Here is a 20,258-nt window from a genome sequence, read left to right on the forward strand (position 1 = left end):
GCCGGCGGCGGATCAGACGACGACGATATTGTCCTCGACCCGGTTGACGCCCGGCGCCGCCCAGGCTGCCCGTTCGGCGATCTGGCGCTCATGCCAGGCATGGACTTGACCGCTGAGCTTCACCGTGCCGCCATCGGTGGCCACGCTGATCGAATTGGCGTCGAGATTGGCGGACCGGCGGAAGGCGGACATGATCCGGTCGCGTATGTCGCGCGACGTCGGAAGTTGGCGCACCTCGATCAGATTGCTGATGCCGACCACGCCATGGATCTTGCTTGCATCCTTCTTGGCGGTCTCTTTCTGATAGTTCCAGTCGACCGTGCCGGACAGCGTCACCCAGCCATGCTCGACCTTCACCGAGATGCGGTCGTCGGGAATGGTGACGTCCCAGGCCAGCACATCCAATATGCGCTTGGCGATTTCGGGATCGGATGTCTTGGGATCGGAGGGGAAGCGGACCTGGATCTCTTCGGCGATGCCGCGCACGTCGCGCACCCGGCGCGCGGCTTTTTCTGCCGCCAGCTTCTCGGCATAGCTTTTCACGGAGCCGGACAGGGTGACGATGCCGTCATTGGCCGAAACGCCGATATGGGAATGGTCCACGCTGGGTTCCCATTCCAATTCCTCCATCACGTCAGACTGTAATTGAGCGTCGCTTTTCATGCTCCTTCTCCTTGGGACTGGAAGCGCCGCGGTGCGTCGCTTCGGCTGTTGGTTTGCTGGCAGTGCCTTCCTGCGCCGGCAAGCGGATGGACACGACGGTTCCGCGCCCTGTCCGGCTGCGGATGCGGAGGAGGCCGCCCGTCGTGTGGACATAATGCCTGACGCGGCCGAGCCCGGTGCCATTGCCTGCGGCGGAAGCGATGGTGATCTGAGACAGGGCCCGTTCCAATATCTGGGGGGGCATGCCGCAGCCGGTGTCGGCGACTATGATTGCAGCATTGCCGTTCCTGCGGCGGGTACGGATCAGGATTCTGCCCGGCGTGGTCAGGGCGGCGCGCGCATTGGCGACCAGCTCCAGCATCACCGCCTCGAAGCCGGCGGCATTGGTCCGCACGGGAAGCGGCTCGCGACACAGGTCGATCCGGACTGCCGCCGTCGGACCGCCGAGCGCGCAGAGCAGCGGCTCCAGCTGGCGCAGCCGGCCGTTCAGGTCCAGCGTCTCGATCGGATCGCCGGGATCGCTGAGCGCGAGCAGATCGGTGGTGAGCCGGCCGCCGCGCATCGCCGCATCCTCGATCGCCTCGAGCAGCAGCATCCGCCTTTCCGTGGTGGGATCGTCCTCCAGCATATGTCGTGCGGACGCGATGACGCCGAACAGGTTGCGCAGGTCGTGGATGAATTCGCGACCATAGCGCCGGAGCTGATCGGCCTGTCTGGCTTCACGCTGCATGAAGGCTCCTTGCTGCGATTGAGTGTTGGCGCGATCGAAAACGCTGGAAAATCAGGAATTATCCGTAACTAAAGGCGTCCGCCATTTCCGTCGGCAGGCGGATTCCCTTATTGTCGCAAGCGGGAGTCGAATGGGCGGGAGGGGCGGGGAAGTGCCTTCCCCTCCTCCCGGCTCGGGAGCGGAGCAGGAACGCCGGCGATGCTGGACGGATGCCTCCGTAAGGCGGATAAATAATTGATATGGCTGATTTGGTATCCGCTGGGCGTTGGCCGTCGGGCAAAAGCGAGGTCGCTTCGCTGCTCCGCTTGCGGGACTGGGCGACATCGCCGCTGGGGCCTCCGGAAGACTGGCCGCAAAGCCTGCGGATGATCGTCGACCTGATCCTGCCGTCCAGCGCGCAGATCGTGCTCTTCTGGGGCGCGGAGTTGGTGGCGCTTTATAACGATGCCTATGCCTATCGGATCGGCGCCAAGCATCCGCGCGCGCTCGCCCGCCCCGGGGCGGAGAGTTGGGCGGAGCTGTGGGACGAGCTGGAGCCGGTATTGCGTCATGTGCTGGATACGGGCGAGACGGCGACCGCGAGGGACAAGCCGTTCGAGCTGGAGCGTTTCGGTTATCCCGAAACCGCCTTTTTCGACATTTCCTATTCCCCCGTCCGCGATGAAAGCGGCGCGATCGCGGGCGTGCTGTGTATCGTCGAGGAGACGACGGAGCGGGTGGTGGCGCAGGAGCGGCTGGCCTTCCGCATCGCGCTGGCCGATCGGCTGCGCGCTTTGTCCGATCCGCTGGAACTGATCGGCGCGGCGGAGGAGGCGCTCGGGCGTGAGCTCGGCGTCAGCCGCGTGGGCTATGGCGAGATGGCCGATGGCGATACGCGCTTCCTGCATAGCGAACGCGACTGGACCGATGATGGCATCGTCGCCGGCCCCGGGCTTCACGATCTCGATGCGCTGGGGCCCGAGGCGCGGGACGAGATCCGGAGCGGGCGGACGCTCGTCCTGGCCAATGCGGCGACCGATCCGCGTATCCCGGCCGGGCGGGCGCGCGCCGCCCTCGCTGCGCTCGACGTCGGCGCCATGGTGATGGTGCCGCTGTGGAAGCGCAAGCGGATGATCGCCGCCATTTATGTTCATAGCCGCGCGCCGCGCCACTGGTCGCCGGCGGATATCTCGCTGATCGAGGAGGTTGCCGGGCGCACCTGGGAGGCGGTCGAGCGAGCGCGCATCGAGGCGGCGCTGCGCGAGAGCGAAGCGCGCTTCCGCAACATGGCCGACCATGCGCCGGTGATGATGTGGCTCACCGATGCGAACGGCCGCTGCACCTATCTCAACCGGGCATGGTATGAATTTACCGGCCAGAAGGAGGCGGAGGCCGAAGGGCTGGGCTGGCTCGATGCGACGCATCCGGAGGACGAGCCCATGACGGCCGGTATCTTCCGTGCCGCTGTTGCGGCACAGCAGAGCTTCCGCCTCGAATTCCGGCTGTGGCGGGCGAGCGGCGGTTATTGCTGGGCGATCGATGCCGGCTCGCCGCGTTTCGGCCCCGACGGCGAGTTTCTGGGTCATGTCGGCGCGGTGATCGAGATAGACGAGCGGCGCAAGGCGGAGGAAGCGCTTGCCGCGAGCGAGGCGCATAAGCGGCTGGCGATCGAGGCGGCGCGTATCGGCACCTGGGAACTGCGTCCCGCCACGGGGGAACTGATCTGGGACGCGCGTTGTCGCGAGCTGTTCGGGCTGGGCCCCGATGCGGAAGTGACCGTGGACAGCTTTCTCGCCGGATGCGTCGAGGAGGATCGGGCGCGGATGTCCGCCGCCATGGCCGATGCGGTCGATCCGGCCGGATCGGGCCTGATCGCGGACGAATATCGCGTCATCGGCATCGAGGACGGGGTCGAGCGGTGGCTCGCCATGCGCGGGCGAGCCACCTTTGGCACTGCCGGGTGCATGCGCTTCATCGGCGTCGTCATCGACATCAGCGACCAGAAGCGCGCCGAGGCGGAGCTGCGCGCGCTGAACGCGATGCTGGAGATGCAGGTCAGCGAGCGGACGCGCGAGATAGACCGGATCTGGCGCAACAGCCGTGATCTCCTGGTCGTGATCGGTGCGGATGGCATCTTCCGGGCGATCAATCCTGCCTGGACGGCGACATTGGGCCATGAGCCGGAGGAAGTGGTGGGCCGCAGCTTCCTCGATTTCGTCTGGCCCGAGGATGTGGCGATGGCGCAGGCGGGGCTGGACGAGGCAACCGTCGGCGCGCGCACCAATTTCGAATATCGCTATCGCCACAAGGATGGGTCGCCGCGCTGGATATCGTGGCGCACCTCGCACGAAGGCGATCTCGTCTATGCCGACGGGCGCGACATAACCGCGGAAAAGGCGCAGGAAGAAGCGCTGCGCCAGGCCGAGGACCAGTTGCGCCAGAGCCACAAGATGGAGGCGATCGGCCAGCTTACCGGCGGCGTCGCGCATGATTTCAACAATCTGCTGACGGTGATCCGCGCTTCCGCCGATCTGCTGCGCCGCCATGCGCTGCCGGAGGAGAAGCGCCGCCGCTATATCGACGCCATATCCGACACGGCGGATCGCGCCGCCAAGCTCACCGGCCAGCTGCTTGCCTTCGCGCGGCGGCAGGCGCTGAAGCCCGAGACGTTCGACGTCGCCGATCGCATCGGCACGCTGGCCGAGATGATCCGGACCGCGGTGGGCTCGCGCGTGGAGCTTGTGCTCGATCTCGATTGCACCGTCTGCGCCGTCGAGGCGGATGCGAGCCAGCTCGATACCGCGCTCGTCAACATGGCGGTGAATGCGCGCGATGCGATGAATGGCGCGGGCACGCTGATGATCCGGCTCAGGGCCGTCGATCGCGTGCCGGGCAGGCAGGGGATACGGCCCGTCGTCGGCGATTTCGTCTCGATCGCGGTCAGCGATACCGGGGAGGGGATCGCCCCTGAGGCGCTGGATCGCATCTTCGAGCCCTTCTACACCACCAAGGGGGTGGGCAAGGGCACGGGGCTCGGCCTGTCGCAGGTCTATGGCTTCGTCAAGCAATCCGGCGGGGCTATCCAGGTGGCGAGCGAGCCCGGCCGGGGCGCCAGCTTCACCCTCTATCTGCCGCGCGTGCAGGGGCCGGTGGCGCCCGCCGGAACTCCCCCGCCCGTCGCCGAGGGCCGGCCGGCGGAGCAGGCGCGCATATTGCTGGTCGAGGATAATGCGCAGGTCGGCGAATTTGCGACCCAGCTATTATATGAGCTGGGCTATGAGCCGATCTGGACGGCCAGCGCCGAGGAGGCGATGGCGCTCCTCGAAACGAGCGCCGACAGTTTCGACATCGTCTTTTCGGATGTGGTGATGCCGGGGATCGGTGGTGTCGAACTGGGCCGGATAGTCCGGGCGCGCTGGCCCGGCCTGCCGGTGGTGCTGACGAGCGGCTACAGCCATGTCCTGGCGGAAGAAGGACGTAACGGCTTCGAACTGCTGCACAAGCCCTATTCGGCGGAGGATCTTTCGCGCGTGCTGCGTGTCGCGGCCCGCGCCCGGCGGGCAAGATGATCGCCGATCCCGATCCGCCTCGGGCTATTCCACCACGATCCGCCCTGTCATGCCCAGGGCCGAATGCATGAAATGGCTGCAATGGACCTCATAGCTGCCCGGGCCGGGCGCGATCAGCCTTATGTCCGCCGTCTTGCCGCCGTCGAGCTCGATCTTGCCGTTCAGGATCAGCTTGCTGTCCTCCGGTGCGACCGTTGCGGCCGCGAAAAAGGCTTTGGCGGTGAAATTATGGCCGCCGCTCGATCGGTTCGCGAAATGGAACAGATAGGGTTGGCCCTGCCGAAGCCTGATCGTTTCGGGCGTATATTTGAAATTGGACAGGTCGATCTCGATGCGGGTGGCGTTCGACCAGTCGGGTGTCTGCGCTATTGTCGTGCCCGTCAGCAGGAGGGCGGCCAGCAATGGTGCGAAGAAGGTCGTGTACATTATCCTCCTCCGGGGACTCACGGTCTTCGGGCCGCGCAATATACGCCTTTTTCCCGTTCAAGGCTTGCTCTCCGCCGGCATCGTGGATAGGGGGATGCGTGTCATCTGGGGAGTAGCCAGCCGTCCGCCGGACGGGCCCCTGCGTCAACATGCTTGGCCGAGAGGCCATGGCGCGGGGGGAGCGGAATACCGTTCGGGCGAGACCAATGGCGTCGGGCTTCCGCTCCGGTCGGGCGGGAGGCGCGATGTCGTTGGATCTGCTTTCTGCCCGACCCCGGACATGCCCATAGATGGAAGCTCTCTTCACCTCGACCGCCGTGGTCGCGCTCGCGGAGATTGGCGACAAGACCCAGCTGCTCGCCATCGTCCTCGCCACCCGTTTCAGGAAGCCGATGCCGATCAGCCTCGGCATCCTCGCCGCGACCATGGCGAATCATTTCCTTGCGGCGCTGGTTGGCTCGGAAGTGGCTTCGCTGCTCGACGGCCTGTGGTTCCGCTATCTGATCACGGCTTCCTTCATCGCCATGGCGATCTGGACGCTGATTCCCGACAAGCTCGACGATGTGGAGGACAAGCCGGCCCGTTTCGGTGCCTTCCTGACGACGACGATCGCCTTCTTCCTGGTCGAGATGGGGGACAAGACGCAGATCGCGACCGTGGCGCTCGGCGCGCGCTTCCACGACGTGATGATGGTCACGGCCGGCACCACGATCGGTATGATGCTGGCGAACGTGCCTGCCGTGTTGCTGGGGAATGAGCTCATCAAGCGGGTGCCGCTGAAGGTGGTGCGCCTGATCGCGGCGCTGCTCTTCCTCGTCATCGGCCTGTGGCTGCTGGTGCAGACCGCAGGCCTGATCTGACCCTGTGCCGGGCCCCGATCAGCGGGCGTCATTCGCCCCGGCCGGGGCCGGATAGCGGATCGCCAGCACCTCCATCTCCTTAGGGCCAGCCGGCAGGTTCACCCGGCGCAGGTCGCCGACGGCAGCACCCCGCAGCGCCCGGGCGAGGGGGGAGCGCCAGCTTATCCGGCCGGCGCCCGCATCGGCCTCGTCCTCGCCGACGAGCGTGACGGTCCTTTCCTGATCGTCCTCGTCGACGATCGTCACGGTCGCGCCGAACAGCACGCGGCCGCGATCCTGCTGGCCGGCCGGGTCGATCACCTTGGCCGCCTTCATCCGGCGCGAGAGATGGCCGAGCTCGCGGTCGATCTCGCGCAGCTTCTTGCGGCCGTAGATATAGTCGCCATTCTCCGAGCGGTCGCCATTGCCCGCCGCCCAGCTGATCGTCTCGACCAGCGCGGGGCGCTCGGTGGCGAACAGATGGTCGTAACGCGCGCGCATCGCGGCATAGCCGGCCGGCGTGATATAATTGGGCTCGCCCGCCATGATCAGCCCGGCGCTCCCTTGCCCAGATAATGAGAAAGCCGGTTCTGCGCCGGCGTGCGCGCACGGCCGGGGTTCATGAGATCGTAGACGACCGCATTTTCGAGCACGCGCTGGACATAGCCGCGCGTCTCGGACAGCGGGATCGCCTCGATCCAGTCGACCACGTCCACGCCCGCCATGCGCGGATCGCCATTGTTGCGGATGAACTTGTTCACATTGCCCGGCCCGGCATTGTAGCTCGCGACCGCCAGCACATAATTGCCACCGAAATAATTCAGCAGGCGATCGAAATAGGCCGATCCCAGCATGACATTATAGCTCGGCTCCGCCAGCCGGGCCTGATCATAGGACAGGCCAAGCTTCTGTGCCTGCTCGCGCGCGGTGGCGGGCATGAGCTGCATCATGCCCTTGGCGCCGACACGGCTGGTCGCCTGCCGATCGAACTGGCTTTCCTGGCGGGTGATGGCGTGGATGATCGTCCAGTGGGACTGCATCGTCGGCGGCACGGAGAGGGTGGGAAAGCCGATGCGGATCGGATCGCGCCCGCCATTCTGCCGTGCCATGCGCGAGACCATCACGCCCAGATCCGGCCGGGAAATCTGCGTCGCCAGCTCGATCGCCAACGCATGATCGGCCTCGTTGCGGACATTCTGCGCGATCTGGCGGACGAACAGCGTCTGATCCTGCCACAGGCCCATCCGGCCGAGCAGGCGCGCGGCGCGGACGAGCTCGCTGCCCTGGAAGGCGGTGCGCTGCATCGCCGGCACGGGAGCAGGCGGACTTTCGGGCGGCAGAATGGGCGCCCGGCCCAGCCGCTCGGCGGCGAGCTGGCCATAATATTGGTCGATCTGCGTCGCGGCCTGCGCATAATAATTATTGGCCGTCGTCATGTCGCCGGCCGCCTGCGCCGCGCGCCCAGCCCAGTAGAGGCCCTTGGTCCGGCTCTGCGGCGTCTGCGACGCGGCGGTGTAGCGTGTGAACATGCTGATCGCGTCCGCCGGCCGGCCGAGCTTCTTGAGCGCGGTGATGCCGGCCAGCCAGGCAAGGCTGGTATAATCGTCGCGCGCGCCGAAGGGCTGGTCGCGGATCACTGTGCCGGGCGCGAAGACATCGTCGACCTGCCGGGCGATGTCATAGGCGAGCGTCTGCTGATCGTCGTTGGCTGCCGCCCGCGCGGTCGTCAGCAATGTCTCGAGGAACTTCTCGCTATCGAAAGGCAGCGCGTCGAGCGATCGGGCGCGGGCGAGATAGGTGCGCGCGGCCACGCTCTGCCCCGTGTCGCGCAGCCATGCCGCGCGATCGGCGATGAAACCGGCATCACGGTCCGCGCCAGGCCCCAGTGCAAGCGCGCGGGATGCAGCATCGGGCGCACGCATCTGAAAGGCGAGGCGCGCCTCGTAGAGCGGCCGCCTCGCGGCGGATGTCCAGGCGATCTGCCGCGAGGCGGCCGCGGTCGCGCGGTCCCACAACAGCCGCTCCATCCGCCGGTCATGGTCCAGCGGGCTGAACTGTGCCGAGAAGCGGCCGAGCAGGCGTGCCTCATCTTCCGGGGAGAGCGCGTTGCTCGTCCAGGCGGCGATCGCCGCCGCGCGCGCCTCCTGCGTGCGGCCGAGCGCGAACAGCGCCTCGGCGCGGCGCGCCCGGCCGGCGCTGGAAAGCGGCGGGAATCGATCGAAGAAGGCCGCGACCGATTGCGGCGAATAGTTGGCCGGATCGATCTGCCGTTCGGCCGCGCGGCGCAGCGCCGCCTCGTCCGGCCAGCCGGGATGGGCGATCAGGAAATCGGCATAGTCCTGAAAGGGATAGGAGCTGCTCTGGCGCAGCCGGCTCCAGTTGGAGATCACGCTCCATAGCGGATCGGCGGTCGGCGGCGTAAGGGGCGACCGCGACATGATCACGGGCGGCGGCGTTGTCGCCGGCCTCGTCTGCGGCGCAATCTCACCCCTGATCTGGCCATCATCCCCCAGCGTCGCCGCGGCGGCGGCAACGGATGCGACCAGCATCAGCGGTAGCGCCCCGCGTCGCACGGCGCTGGACAGGATGGTGGAGGCGTCCCTATCAGGCGCCCAACGTTCGGGATCGGGATTCATCGCCGTCTTTATGACGCCTGGCCGGCCCGAGGTGAAGGGAGTGCAGAATGTTCAGCGGGTCGATTCCTGCCCTGATTACGCCCTTTCGTGCGGGCGCGTTCGACGAGGCGACATTTCGCAGCCTTGTCGATTGGCAGATCGAGCAGGGTTCGACTGCGCTCGTGCCCTGCGGCACGACGGGCGAAAGCGCCACGATGTCGATCGAGGAGCATAATCATGTCGTCGCCGTGTGCGTGGATCAGGCCGCCGGCCGCGTGCCGGTGATCGCGGGCTGCGGATCGAACGACACCAAGGTCGCGCTCGAACATATGCGCCATGCCAAGGCTGCCGGCGCTGCCGCCGCGCTGGTCGTGCTGCCTTATTATAATCGCCCGAATCAGGACGGGCTGATCGCGCATTACGCCTATCTCACGGACAATTGCGACTTGCCGATCCTGCTCTACAACGTTCCGGCGCGCACCGTGACGGACATTACGGTGGAGACGATGGCGGAGCTGGCGAGGATCCCGACCATCGTCGGTGTCAAGGATGCCAGCGGCAAGGCGGAGCGCGTCTCCGCCCAGCGGCTCGCCTGCGGCCCCGATTTTTGCCAGCTTTCGGGCAATGACGATATGGCGCTGGGCTTCATGGCGATGGGCGGCAGGGGCTGCATCTCGGTCACGGCCAATGTCGCGCCCGGTCTTTGCGCCGATTTCCAGCGGGCCTGCCTGGAAGGGCGCTGGGCCGACGCGCTGGCGTTGCAGGACCGGCTTTTCCCGCTCCATGCCGCTTTGTTCAGCGACGCTTCACCGGGGCCGACCAAATATGCTCTGTCCCGAATCATGCCCGACTTCCCGACCGATATCCGCCTGCCGATGACCTGGCCCTCGCCCGCGAGCCGCGCGGCGGTGGATGCCGCATTGGCCCATGCCGGATTGATCTGATGGCTCGGCCGCGCCCCGCCGCCTTCGAGAAGGTGAAGACGGTCGCCGAGAATCGGCGGGCGCGCTACGAATATTTCCTCGAGGATTTCTTCGAGGCGGGCATCGCGCTCACCGGCACGGAAGTGAAGTCGCTGCGTTTCGGCGAGGGATCGATCGCCGAAAGCTATGCCGAGGTGAAGGACGGACAGGTCTGGCTGGTCAATTCCAATGTGCCCGAATTCAGCCATGGCAACCGCTTCAATCATGAACCCAAGCGGCCTCGCAAGCTGCTGCTTCACGAGCGGGAAATCGAGAAGATGCGCAATGCCGTCGCGCGCGAGGGCATGACGCTGATCCCGCTTTCCATCTATTTCAACGGTCGCGGCCGGGCGAAGGTCGAGCTGGCGCTCGCCAAGGGCAAGAAGCTTCACGACAAGCGCGAGACGGTCAAGGAGCGCGACTGGAAGCGCGATCAGCAGCGGCTGCTGCGCGAAAGGGGCTGAGGGGCCGTTTATGTTCGATCGCATCCGCGCCTGGTCGCAGAAGAATATGCCGACGCGCGAGACGTTCGAGAATATTCGCTGGCTCCGGCCGGTGGCGCATCGCGTGCTCCGTCCCGATCTCTGGCGCTTCCATCGCCGTTCGGTGCCGCGCGGCGTAGCGCTCGGCGTGCTGGTGGGCGTGCTGGTTCCCGTGGCGCAGACGGTGTTCGCCGCGCTGTTCGCCTTGCCCGCGCGCGCCAATGTGCCCGTGGCGGCGCTCACCACCTTCATCACCAATCCGCTCACCACGCCCGCTATCTGGGCCTTCTCCATCTGGGTGGGGCGGCGGATCCTCGCGCTCGCGTCGATCGATGCGGGTGCGTTGGCGAACCAGGTCCATCCGCAGGCGATGGGCTGGATGGACTGGCTGGTCCATGATGTGGGGCCTGCCCTCGCGGTGGGGCTGATCCTCGTGTCGCTGATCGGCGCGACGCTGGGCTATCTGCTCGCGGCGTTCGGCTGGCGCTGGTGGATCGGGCACAAATGGCGGCATCGCCGCCATGGGCACGCGCTGCACGTCTGATCGGCTTGACGCTGGCCATGCGCCCGTCGAAGGTGCGCGGCCATGGCCAGTCCCTCTATTGCTCCCGCGCTCCCGCCCGCCATCGCAGCGGGCAGCCGGATTGCGGTCGCCGGCGTCCTGGTCGCAGGCATCGTTTCGGCCGGGCTGATATGGGCGGCGCTGGGCGATGTGCCCTTCACGGCGATCTTTCTGGCCATGTTCGTCGCGGCGGGGATCGCGCTGCCCCTGATGCGGCGTGGCGGAGCCGCCGCGCGGCCGCAGCCGGTGATCGACTGGTCGCTGCTTTCCGCGGCGCTGGAGGATAGCACGGATGCCGTTGCCGTCACCGATCGGGACGGGGAGCTGCTCTGCGCCAATTCGGTCTATGAGGCCCTTTTCGGCGGGCTTCCCGCTCCTGCCGCCCTGCCTTTCGCGGACGACGGCGCCGATCGCCTCGCCGAGGCCGGCCGTATCGCCTGGCGCGATGGCGATGCCGGGGTCGCGGGCTTGGAAATGGCGACCTGCGGGCTGAACCTGCGTGTCCGCCGCGCGGGCCTTGGCGGTGCCTATCTTGTCTGGCGCTTCGATCGGGCGCCCGGCCGCGATCCGCTGCTCGATTCGCTGGGGATGGTGGAAGGGGAGGTCGGCCGGCGGCTGGAGGCGGCCGGTGTGATGGCCGCGCTGGTCGATCATGACGGGCGGGTGATGGGCGCCAACCGCGTGTTCCGCCTGCGCGCGCTGGGTGATCCCGAACAGGATGTGACGGCCTATGCCTTTCCGGATCTGCTGCGCAGCGGCGAAGACGATCTGATCCGCCTGGCGCGGGAGCCCGACGATGCCGATCCGATCAGGATCGTGCCCGTGGCCGTCGATCAGGCGGACCCCACCGGCGCCGCCCTGTTCCTGATGCTCGACGAGGATGGCGCCTCCGCGCTCCGGCCCGGCGCGCGCAGCACCGCGACCGCCAATGTCCATGCGCTGCTCGCCATGCTGCCGCTGGGGCTGGCGCTGGCCGAGCGCGACGGCCGCTTTCTCTTCATGAACGCGGCGTTCGGCCGCGCCGCCGGGCTCGCCACGGGCGAGGGCGTGCTTTATCCTAGCGATCTGGTGGTGGAGGAGGATAAGGCGACCGTCGCCGAGGCCGTCCGCCGCTTCGCCGCCGGCCGTGCCCTGCCGGGCGATCTCGCCGTGCGGCTGAAGCATCGTCCGGACGAGCCGGTGGTGCTCACCATCGCCGGTGCCAAGGGGCTGGGCGATGCCGCCGCCCTCCTCAGCCTCAAGGACAATAGCGAGGAATCGAAGCTCAAGCGGCAGATCGCGCAGGCGACGAAGATGCAGGCGGTGGGCCAGCTCGCCGGCGGTGTCGCGCATGACTTCAACAACATCCTGACCGCGATCATCGGCCATTGCGATCTGATGCTGATGCGCCATACGCCCGGCGACATCGATTATGACGATATCCAGCAGATCAAGCATAATTCGAACCGCGCCGCGAGCCTGACGCGCCAGCTGCTCGCTTTCTCGCGTCAGCAGACGCTGCGTCCCCAGATATTGCAGCTTCCCGACGTCATCTCCGAAATCTCGAACCTGCTGAAGCGGCTCTTGGGCGAGACGGTGACGCTCACCGTCAAGCATGGCCGCAATCTCGGTTTCGTCCGCGCCGATCCGGGGCAGCTCGAGCAGGTGATCGTTAACCTCGCGGTCAATGCGCGCGATGCCATGCCGGGCGGCGGTACGCTGGCGCTGCAGACCTATGCGGTGAGCGCCGCGGATGTGCGCAAGCTCGGCAGCGAGATCATGCCCGTCGTCGATTATACCGCGCTCAGCGTCTCGGATACCGGCACGGGCATTCCGCCCGAGATCATCGGCAAGATCTTCGAGCCCTTCTTCACCACCAAGGAAGTGGGCAAGGGCACGGGGCTCGGCCTGTCCACCGTCTATGGCATCGTCAAGCAGACGGGCGGTTTCATCTTCGCCGAATCGGAGCCGGGGCAGGGGACGCGCTTCCTGCTCTATCTGCCTGTCCATCAGGCGGAAAAGGCGACGGCGGAGCCCGTCGCGCCCGCGCGGATCGAGGCTGCGGGCGAGACATGGGGCACGGGCACGATCCTGCTGGTGGAGGATGAGGCGATGGTCCGCGGGGTTGCCGAGCGCGCGCTCGTCCGCCAGGGCTATCGCGTCCTCATCGCCACCAATGGCGAGGAGGCGCTCGATCTGCTCGAGGGCGGCGAGGCCGTCGATCTCCTGATCTCGGACGTGGTGATGCCGACGATGGACGGGCCGACACTCGTCCGCCATGCGCGCGGCCGCTTTCCCGACATGCCGATCCTGTTCATGTCGGGCTATGCCGAGGAACAGCTCCGGCGCTCGATCGATATCGACCGAATCGCCTTCCTGCCCAAGCCCTTTTCGGTGCAGCAGCTTGCCGCGGCCGCGCGCGACGTGATGGCCGCCGCGAAAAATCATGGCGGTTGATATATTTGATCCTTATGGCCGATGATATGACCGCGCCCCTTTCCGTGCTCATCATCGAGGATGAACCGCTCGTCGCGATGATGTTGGAAGATTTTGTCGAAGCGCTCGGCCATCGCGTCGCGGGCAGCGCGGATTGCATCGGCGAAGCATTGGGGCGGGTGGAGGCGGGCGGCTTCGACATCGCGATCCTCGACGTCAATCTGCGCGATGGCGTTTCCTGGCCGGTGGCCGATGCGCTGGCGGACAGGGGCTTCGCCTTTGTGCTGGCGACGGGAGGGCATCTCGATCCGCCGCCGGCGCGTCATGCCGGTGCCGCGTTGCTGTCCAAGCCCTTCACCCTGAACGGCGTGCGCACCGCATTGGAGGGCGCCGCGTCCGCCTGAATTGGCCATGTTCCTATCTTGTTCTCTAGGAACATCTGGTGTACATAATCCCGGCGTTGAACCGGAAGGTCGCACCATTTACGAGGGAATGGAGCTCATGGCTGCACAGCTCAAACTCATCGGTTCCGAGAAGGAAAAGGCCGACATGGATAGGCAGAAGGCGCTCGAGGCGGCGCTGGCACAGATCGACCGGGCATTTGGCAAAGGCTCGGCGATGAAGCTCGGCAGCCGGGAGAAGATCGAGATCGAAGCGATCTCGACCGGCTCGCTCGGCCTTGACATCGCGCTCGGCATAGGCGGCCTGCCGCGTGGCCGCATCATCGAGATTTTCGGGCCGGAAAGCTCGGGGAAAACGACGCTGGCGCTGCATGCCATCGCCGAGGCGCAGAAGGCGGGGGGCACCGCCGCCTTCGTCGATGCCGAACATGCGCTCGATCCGGTCTATGCCAAGAAGCTTGGCGTCGACATTGACGAGCTGATCGTCTCCCAGCCCGATACGGGCGAACAGGCGCTGGAGATCACCGACACGCTGATCCGTTCCAATGCGATCGACGTGCTGGTGGTGGATTCGGTGGCGGCGCTCGTGCCGCGCGCCGAGATCGAGGGCGAGATGGGCGACAGCCATGTCGGCCTCCAGGCGCGTCTGATGAGCCAGGCGTTGCGCAAGATCACCGGCTCGATCAGCCGCTCGCGCACGCTCGTCATCTTCATCAACCAGATCCGCATGAAGATCGGCGTGATGTACGGCTCGCCTGAAACCACGACCGGTGGCAATGCGCTCAAATTCTACGCATCCGTCCGGCTCGACATCCGCCGCATCGGCCAGATCAAGGATCGCGACGATATCGTCGGCAATGCGACGCGCGTGAAGGTCGTCAAGAACAAGGTCGCCCCGCCTTTCAAGCAGGTCGAATTCGACATCATGTATGGCGAAGGCGTCTCCAAGATGGGCGAGATTCTCGATCTCGGCGTCAAGGCGGGGCTGGTCGAGAAATCGGGTGCCTGGTTCAGCTATGATTCGATCCGGATCGGGCAGGGGCGGGAAAATGCGAAAAATTATCTGCGCGAGCATCCCGAGGTCGCCGAACGGCTCGAAAAGGCGATCCGCGCCAATGCTGCCGGTGTCGCCGAGCAGATGATGACCGGCCCCGGCGCCGACGACGATATTTGAGGAAGCTGGGTCGGAGCGCGTTGCGGCGGCTCCGGCCGAGTTCCATAATTTCGTCCTTTCCGCGAAGGCGGAAATTCATGTCCCTCTCCTGCGACGCGCGCGACGGTGCAGATGAGGGGGGCATGCCGACACAAGTTCGGCATGACGATATTGGATTAGATGTGCGGGATGGGAGCAATTTCCGTCCCGCTTGCCTTGGTGGTCCGTTCGGATCATCCAGTGTGTCATGAAGGTATTTTCATGATGATCCGTGTCCATCATCTCGAAAATTCCCGCTCGCAGCGTGTGCTCTGGCTGCTCGAGGAACTGGGCTTGCCCTATGAGGTGAAGCGCTATGCCCGCGATCCGAAGAGCCTGCTCGCCCCGCCCGAATTGCGGCGCGTCCATCCGCTCGGCAAGTCGCCGCTGATCGAGGATGAAGGCCGGGTGATTGCGGAGACGGGCGCGATCGTCGAATATCTGGTGGAGAAGGCCGGCGACCGGCTGGGCCCGCCGCCGCATCGCGACGCGGCGTTGCGCTATCGCCATTTCCTTCATTATGCCGAAGGATCGCTGATGCCACCCCTGTTCGCGATGCTGGTCGTCAATCGGCTGGGCTTGCTCGGCCGGCCGGCGCGCGGGCCCTTGCGCCGCATGTTCGCCGTCCATTTGGACTGGCTGGAGGGCGAGCTTGCCGCGCGCGCCTGGTTCGCCGGCGAGGATTTTACCGCCGCCGACGTGATGATGAGCTTCCCGCTCGAAATATCCTGCCAGCGCGCCGGGCTCGACGGCAGCCGACCCAATCTGATGGATTGGCTGGAGCGCATCCATGCCCGGCCCGCTTATGGCCGTGCGCTCGAACGGGGCGGGGCTTATGCCTATGCCTGAACGGGTGATGACCGATCTGTTCCGCTCGGCTTGAGAACGGACGCGCGCTCCACTAAGTCGATCCCCATGAGCTCGACCAACGACATTCGCCGATCCTTTCTCGACTATTTTGCGGGCGAGGGCCATGCCGCCGTTCCCTCGGCGCCTCTGGTGCCGCACAATGATCCGACGTTGATGTTCGTCAACGCGGGCATGGTGCCGTTCAAGAATGTCTTCACCGGCCTCGAGACGCGTCCCTATTCGACCGCGACCTCCGCGCAGAAATGCGTCCGCGCCGGCGGCAAGCATAATGATCTCGACAATGTCGGCTACACCGCCCGGCATCACACCTTCTTCGAGATGCTCGGCAATTTTTCCTTCGGCGATTATTTCAAGGAACGCGCGATCAGCCTCGCCTGGAATCTGATCACCAAGGAATGGGGCCTTCCTGCCGACCGGCTGACCGTCACCGTCTATCACACCGATGACGAGGCGTTCGATCTGTGGCGCAAGATCGCCGGCCTGCCCGAAAGCCGCATCATCCGCATTCCCACCTCGGACAATTTCTGGGCGATGGGCGATACCGGCCCGTGCGGCCCCTGTTCCGAGATATTCTACGACCATGGCGATCATATTCCCGGCGGCCCTCCCGGCAGCCCGGACGAGGATGGCGATCGCTTCGTCGAGATCTGGAACCTCGTCTTCATGCAATATGAGCAGGTCGACAAGGAGACGCGGATCAATCTGCCGCGCCCGTCGATCGACACCGGCATGGGGCTGGAACGCCTCGCCGCCGTGCTCCAGGGCGTGCACGACAATTATGATACGGATACGTTCAAGGCGCTGATCGCTGCCTCGGGCGAGTTGACCAGGAGCGACACGGCCGGCGCGATGAAGGCGTCGCATCGCGTGATCGCCGATCATCTGCGCTCGTCGGGCTTCCTCGTCGCCGACGGCGTGCTGCCGGCCAATGAGGGGCGCGGCTATGTGCTCCGCCGCATCATGCGCCGCGCGATGCGCCATGCTCATCTGCTGGGTGCCACCGAACCTTTGATGCACCGCCTCGTGCCCGCGCTCGTCGCCGAGATGGGGGCGGCCTATCCCGAGCTCGTCCGCGCCCAGCCGCTGATCGAGGAGACGCTGAAGCTGGAGGAGACCCGCTTCCGCCAGACGCTCGCCAACGGCCTGCGCTTGCTCGACGAGGCGACGGGGAGCATGGCGGCGGGCGACACGCTGCCCGGCGCCGTCGCCTTCAAGCTTTACGATACTTATGGCTTCCCGCTCGATCTCACCGAGGATGCGCTGCGCGCGCAGGGCCTGTCGATCGATCGTCCCGGTTTCGATTCCGCCATGGCCGAGCAGAAGGCCGCCGCCCGCGCCGCCTGGAAGGGCTCGGGCGAGAAGGCGTCGGACGATGTCTGGTTCGATATTGCCGAGGAGCATGGCGGCACCGAATTCACCGGCTATGCCGCGCAGGAAGGCGAGGGGCAGGTGGTCGCGCTCGTCCGCGACGGCCAGCGCGTCGAAAGCGCGGCTGCGGGCGAGGAGGTGGTGATCCTCACCAACCAGACGCCTTTCTATGGCGAGAGCGGCGGCCAGATGGGCGACGTCGGGACGATCGGTGGCGACAATGGCTTCGCGGCGGATGTCATCGATACGTCCAAGCCGCTCGGCCGGCTCCACGCGCATCGCGCGACGATCCGCGCGGGCAGCATCCGGATCGGCGATGCGGTGCATCTCTCGGTCGATGTCGATCGCCGTTCGCGCATAAGGGCCAATCATTCGGCGACGCACCTGCTCCACGCCGCGCTGCGCAATCGTCTGGGCGGCCATGTCACGCAGAAGGGCAGCCTCGTCGCGGCCGATCGGCTGCGCTTCGATTTCTCGCATCCCAAGGCGCTGACGGCTGAGGATATTGCCGCGATCGAGGCGGAGGTGAACCAGCATATCCGCGAGAATGAGCCGGTCGCGACGCGGCTGATGACGCCGGACGACGCCATCGCCGCGGGCGCCATGGCGCTATTCGGCGAAAAATATGGCGATGAGGTGCGCGTCCTTTCGATGGGCCGCGATGCCGATCGGAGCTATTCGGTCGAGCTGTGCGGCGGCACCCATGTCGCGGCGCTGGGCGATATCGCGCTGTTCAAGATCGTCTCGGAAAGCGCCGTCTCCTCCGGCGTCCGCCGCATCGAGGCGCTGACCGGCGAGGCCGCCCGCCTGTGGCTCACGGCACGCGAGGACCGGCTGCGCGAGGCGGCCGCTACGCTCAAGGCCGCGCCCGAGGATGTGCCCGCCCGCGTCGCCAGCCTGGTCGAGGAACGTCGCCGGCTGGAACGCGAGCTGGCCGAGGCGAAGAAGGCGCTCGCGCTCGGTGGTGGCGGCGCCAAGGCCGACGCCGCCGGCCCCGAGCAGGTCAATGGCCATGGCTTCATCGGCCAGGTGATCGAGGGGCTCGATCCCAAGGGGCTGCGCGGGCTGGTCGACGAGGCCAAGAAGCGGCTCGGCTCGGGTGTCGCGGTGCTGGTGGCGGTGAATGAAGGCCGGGCGAGCGTCGCGGTCGGCGTTACCGAGGATCTGGCGCCGGGGCTGAGCGCGGTCGATCTGGTGAAGCAGGCGGTGGCCGCACTTGGCGGCCAGGGCGGCGGCGGCCGTCCCGACATGGCGCAGGGCGGCGGGCCGGATGGTGCCAAGGCGGCCGAGGCGGTCGCGGCGGTGCGCGCCTGGATCGAGGCGATGGCGCAGGCCGCCTGATTCTTCGCCGTCATTCCGGCTCGTGCTGGAATGACGGCATGGCGCTTTCCTGGTTCCCGTCCCTCAGTCGCCGTCCCCGGATCGGCGGCTCCCGGTCGATTCCGGCCATCTCCATGATCTTGGCGCGGAGCTGGCTGCGCTTCTCATGGATCGAGGCGATGACGGGCCCCATCGCCACGCCCAGATCGACCAGCACCGCTTCCGACAATTGGAGCGAGGATTCGAGCGTTTCGGGCACTGCGTCGGTGGCGCCGGCCCGGTAGAGCTCGGCGGCATGATTGGGGTCGCGCGCACGCGCGACGATGGCGAGGTCCGGGTAGAGCCGCCGGACCTGCCGCGCGATACGGACGATCTGTACCGGATCGTCCATAGTGAGGATCACCGCGCTTGCGCAGCCCAGGTTCAGCCGGTCGATCATGCCCGGCCGGGCGATATCCCCGAAGCTCGCCTTATAGCCCCGTTGGCGGGCGCGGGCGACAGTATCCACATCGGCATCGATCGCGAGATAGGGCAGGTTGTGCGTCTCGAGCATCTGCGCGACCAGCCGGCCGACGCGGCCGAAGCCGACGATCACGGTGCGCGCCTCGCAATTGGCCTCCAGCTCCTGATCGGTCGGCACGGCCGCGCGCCGCTCCACCCGCCGGGCCATGTCATGTCCGATCCGCGCGAGCAGCGGCGTGATCGTCAGGCCGATCGCGGTGACGATCTGCCAGAATGTGGCCGTCTCGCGCGAGATGAGCTGCGCTTGTGCGGCGGTGGCGAGCACGATCAGCGTGGTTTCGGACGGGCTCGCCATCAAAAGCCCCGTCTCCGCGGAGACGCCCGCCCGCGCGCCGCCCAGCCTCAGCAGCCCCGCCGTGATCGCCGCCTTGACCGCCACGACGCCGATCACGCCCGCGGCCAGCGCCATCCAGTTCGCCGCGATCAGCCGGAGGTCCAGGCTCATGCCCACGGTGATCAGGAACACGCCCAGCGCCAGTCCCTTGAAGGGGGCGGTGATGATCTCGACCTCGGTGCGATAGTCGGTTTCGGCGATCAATATGCCGGCGAGCAGCGCGCCCACGATCGGCGACAGCCCCGCCGCCGTGGTGGCGATGCTGGCGAGGATCACGACCAGCAGGCTCGCCGCCAGGAACAGCTCCGGGCTCTTGGTCCGCGCTGCCTGCGCGAACAGGCGGGGAAGGAGGAGGCGGCCGAGCACCAGCATCGCCACGATCGTTCCCGTGCCGAACCAGATCGTGCGCATCAGCCCGTCCCAGCCGGCTTCCTGCCCATAGGGCGCCAGCGCGCCGAGCGTGAAGATGATCGGCACCAGCGCCAGATCCTCGAACAGCAGCATGGCGAAGGCGCTGGTGCCGACCGCGCTCGCCGTGCCGACCATCGGCAGCACCAGCGCGGTGGAGGAAAGCGCGAGCGCGATGCCGAGCACCAATGCGCCGGTCCAGCCGAGCCCGAACAAGTGGAAGGCGATGCCCAGCACCAGGCCGGACAGCAGCAGTTCCGACGCCCCCAGCCCGAAGACGAGCCGTCGCATCGTCCATAGCCGCCGGAACGACAGCTCAAGCCCGATCGAGAAGAGTAGCAGGATGATGCCGAATTCGGCGAAGGGCCTGATCGAATTGGGATCGGTGATCGTCAGATGATAAAGCCATGGCGCCTCGTCGACGAGCGCGCCCAGCCCCGAAGGGCCGACCAGCAGCCCGACCAGGATGAAGCCGATCACCGGATTCACCCGGAAACGCGCAAAGGCAGGGATCACCAGCCCCGCCGCGCCGAGCACGACCAGCGAATCGCTGAACATCGAGGAGTGGATGGGAAGCGCCATGGCTTCATCCTTCCTTCAT

At 66.5% G+C, this 20,258-nt stretch carries 16 protein-coding genes and 1 riboswitch; of the genes, 10 read left to right on the plus strand and 6 right to left on the minus strand.

What is annotated here, in order from left to right; genetic code table 11:
- Positions 1-12 precede the first annotated feature (12 nt).
- Together CLG96_RS09235 and CLG96_RS09240 are read right to left on the minus strand one after the other, a co-directional pair.
- The gene (locus tag CLG96_RS09235; protein WP_107967584.1) at positions 13-663 is read right to left on the minus strand and encodes a BON domain-containing protein; all 651 of its coding nucleotides are present in this window, start codon (positions 661-663) and stop codon (positions 13-15) included.
- The gene (locus tag CLG96_RS09240; RefSeq protein ID WP_107967585.1) at positions 635-1,393 is read right to left on the minus strand and encodes a sensor histidine kinase; all 759 of its coding nucleotides are present in this window, start codon (positions 1,391-1,393) and stop codon (positions 635-637) included. The genes CLG96_RS09235 and CLG96_RS09240 overlap by 29 nt, the downstream gene beginning before the upstream one ends.
- Before the next feature lie 239 nt (positions 1,394-1,632).
- On the opposite strand from CLG96_RS09240, the gene CLG96_RS09245 reads away from it, so the two are divergent.
- Positions 1,633-4,941, plus strand: a complete 3,309-nt coding sequence (locus CLG96_RS09245) for a PAS domain S-box protein (RefSeq protein WP_107967586.1) — start codon at positions 1,633-1,635, stop codon at positions 4,939-4,941.
- 24 nt (positions 4,942-4,965) lie between these two features.
- Here CLG96_RS09245 and CLG96_RS09250 read toward each other — a convergent pair whose 3' ends face one another.
- Positions 4,966-5,367: a cupredoxin domain-containing protein gene (locus tag CLG96_RS09250; RefSeq protein WP_107967587.1), complete on the minus strand. Its 402-nt coding sequence runs from the start codon at positions 5,365-5,367 to the stop codon at positions 4,966-4,968.
- A 94-nt stretch (positions 5,368-5,461) separates the two neighbouring features.
- Positions 5,462-5,594, plus strand: a riboswitch (yybP-ykoY riboswitch).
- Between the two features lie 63 nt (positions 5,595-5,657).
- Between CLG96_RS09250 and CLG96_RS09255 the strand changes: the two genes are divergently transcribed.
- Positions 5,658-6,227 (plus strand): TMEM165/GDT1 family protein, encoded by a 570-nt coding sequence (locus CLG96_RS09255; RefSeq protein ID WP_107967588.1) that lies wholly within the window; start codon positions 5,658-5,660, stop codon positions 6,225-6,227.
- Positions 6,228-6,245: 18 nt separating this feature from the next.
- Here the strand turns inward: CLG96_RS09255 and greB are convergent, their stop codons facing one another.
- The gene (gene greB, locus CLG96_RS09260) at positions 6,246-6,752 is read right to left on the minus strand and encodes a transcription elongation factor GreB (protein WP_107967589.1); all 507 of its coding nucleotides are present in this window, start codon (positions 6,750-6,752) and stop codon (positions 6,246-6,248) included.
- A gap of 2 nt (positions 6,753-6,754) precedes the next feature.
- A complete protein-coding gene (locus CLG96_RS09265; protein WP_107967590.1) occupies positions 6,755-8,842 on the minus strand; it encodes a lytic transglycosylase domain-containing protein in 2,088 nt (695 codons plus the stop codon).
- Between the two features lie 47 nt (positions 8,843-8,889).
- Here CLG96_RS09265 and dapA point away from each other — a divergent pair, with 47 nt between their 5' ends.
- From dapA to alaS, 8 genes are all read left to right on the plus strand, one after another.
- Complete coding sequence (dapA, locus tag CLG96_RS09270; RefSeq protein WP_107967591.1) at positions 8,890-9,765, plus strand: 4-hydroxy-tetrahydrodipicolinate synthase; 876 nt, start codon at positions 8,890-8,892, stop codon at positions 9,763-9,765.
- On the plus strand, positions 9,765-10,247 hold the full coding sequence (gene smpB / locus CLG96_RS09275; RefSeq protein WP_107967592.1) for an SsrA-binding protein SmpB: 483 nt from the start codon (positions 9,765-9,767) through the stop codon (positions 10,245-10,247). Before dapA ends, smpB begins: the two co-directional genes overlap by 1 nt.
- 10 nt (positions 10,248-10,257) lie before the next feature.
- Entirely contained in the window at positions 10,258-10,809 is a 552-nt protein-coding gene (locus tag CLG96_RS09280; protein ID WP_107967593.1) for a DUF2062 domain-containing protein, read from the plus strand.
- Positions 10,810-10,851: 42 nt separating this feature from the next.
- Positions 10,852-13,263, plus strand: a complete 2,412-nt coding sequence (locus CLG96_RS09285) for a hybrid sensor histidine kinase/response regulator (protein WP_107967594.1) — start codon at positions 10,852-10,854, stop codon at positions 13,261-13,263.
- Between the two features lie 26 nt (positions 13,264-13,289).
- Positions 13,290-13,646 carry a response regulator gene (locus tag CLG96_RS09290; protein WP_107967688.1) on the plus strand — a complete coding sequence of 119 codons (357 nt, stop codon included), beginning with the start codon at positions 13,290-13,292 and terminating at the stop codon, positions 13,644-13,646.
- 97 nt (positions 13,647-13,743) lie between these two features.
- Entirely contained in the window at positions 13,744-14,817 is a 1,074-nt protein-coding gene (gene recA, locus CLG96_RS09295; protein WP_107967689.1) for a recombinase RecA, read from the plus strand.
- 240 nt (positions 14,818-15,057) lie between these two features.
- Positions 15,058-15,684: a glutathione S-transferase family protein gene (locus tag CLG96_RS09300; RefSeq protein WP_207796650.1), complete on the plus strand. Its 627-nt coding sequence runs from the start codon at positions 15,058-15,060 to the stop codon at positions 15,682-15,684.
- Between the two features lie 66 nt (positions 15,685-15,750).
- Positions 15,751-18,414 carry an alanine--tRNA ligase gene (gene alaS / locus CLG96_RS09305; protein ID WP_107967595.1) on the plus strand — a complete coding sequence of 888 codons (2,664 nt, stop codon included), beginning with the start codon at positions 15,751-15,753 and terminating at the stop codon, positions 18,412-18,414.
- A 10-nt stretch (positions 18,415-18,424) separates the two neighbouring features.
- On the opposite strand, the gene CLG96_RS09310 is transcribed toward alaS, so the two are convergent.
- A complete protein-coding gene (locus CLG96_RS09310; RefSeq protein WP_107967596.1) occupies positions 18,425-20,239 on the minus strand; it encodes a cation:proton antiporter domain-containing protein in 1,815 nt (604 codons plus the stop codon).
- Positions 20,240-20,258 lie beyond the last annotated feature (19 nt).

The organism is Sphingomonas oleivorans, assembly GCF_003050615.1.
In the GTDB taxonomy this organism is placed as follows: domain Bacteria; phylum Pseudomonadota; class Alphaproteobacteria; order Sphingomonadales; family Sphingomonadaceae; genus Sphingomonas_H; species Sphingomonas_H oleivorans.

What these genes read in the sequence shown, in the direction of transcription:
- CLG96_RS09235 (WP_107967584.1), bottom strand. Translation starts at nt 663, where the DNA reads ATGAAAAGCGACGCTCAATTACAGTCTGACGTGATGGAGGAATTGGAA.
- CLG96_RS09240 (WP_107967585.1), bottom strand. Translation starts at nt 1,393, where the DNA reads ATGCAGCGTGAAGCCAGACAGGCCGATCAGCTCCGGCGCTATGGTCGC.
- CLG96_RS09245 (WP_107967586.1), top strand. Translation starts at nt 1,633, where the DNA reads ATGGCTGATTTGGTATCCGCTGGGCGTTGGCCGTCGGGCAAAAGCGAG.
- CLG96_RS09250 (WP_107967587.1), bottom strand. Translation starts at nt 5,367, where the DNA reads ATGTACACGACCTTCTTCGCACCATTGCTGGCCGCCCTCCTGCTGACG.
- CLG96_RS09255 (WP_107967588.1), top strand. Translation starts at nt 5,658, where the DNA reads ATGGAAGCTCTCTTCACCTCGACCGCCGTGGTCGCGCTCGCGGAGATT.
- greB (WP_107967589.1), bottom strand. Translation starts at nt 6,752, where the DNA reads ATGGCGGGCGAGCCCAATTATATCACGCCGGCCGGCTATGCCGCGATG.
- CLG96_RS09265 (WP_107967590.1), bottom strand. Translation starts at nt 8,842, where the DNA reads ATGAATCCCGATCCCGAACGTTGGGCGCCTGATAGGGACGCCTCCACC.
- dapA (WP_107967591.1), top strand. Translation starts at nt 8,890, where the DNA reads ATGTTCAGCGGGTCGATTCCTGCCCTGATTACGCCCTTTCGTGCGGGC.
- smpB (WP_107967592.1), top strand. Translation starts at nt 9,765, where the DNA reads ATGGCTCGGCCGCGCCCCGCCGCCTTCGAGAAGGTGAAGACGGTCGCC.
- CLG96_RS09280 (WP_107967593.1), top strand. Translation starts at nt 10,258, where the DNA reads ATGTTCGATCGCATCCGCGCCTGGTCGCAGAAGAATATGCCGACGCGC.
- CLG96_RS09285 (WP_107967594.1), top strand. Translation starts at nt 10,852, where the DNA reads ATGGCCAGTCCCTCTATTGCTCCCGCGCTCCCGCCCGCCATCGCAGCG.
- CLG96_RS09290 (WP_107967688.1), top strand. Translation starts at nt 13,290, where the DNA reads ATGACCGCGCCCCTTTCCGTGCTCATCATCGAGGATGAACCGCTCGTC.
- recA (WP_107967689.1), top strand. Translation starts at nt 13,744, where the DNA reads ATGGCTGCACAGCTCAAACTCATCGGTTCCGAGAAGGAAAAGGCCGAC.
- CLG96_RS09300 (WP_207796650.1), top strand. Translation starts at nt 15,058, where the DNA reads ATGATGATCCGTGTCCATCATCTCGAAAATTCCCGCTCGCAGCGTGTG.
- alaS (WP_107967595.1), top strand. Translation starts at nt 15,751, where the DNA reads ATGAGCTCGACCAACGACATTCGCCGATCCTTTCTCGACTATTTTGCG.
- CLG96_RS09310 (WP_107967596.1), bottom strand. Translation starts at nt 20,239, where the DNA reads ATGGCGCTTCCCATCCACTCCTCGATGTTCAGCGATTCGCTGGTCGTG.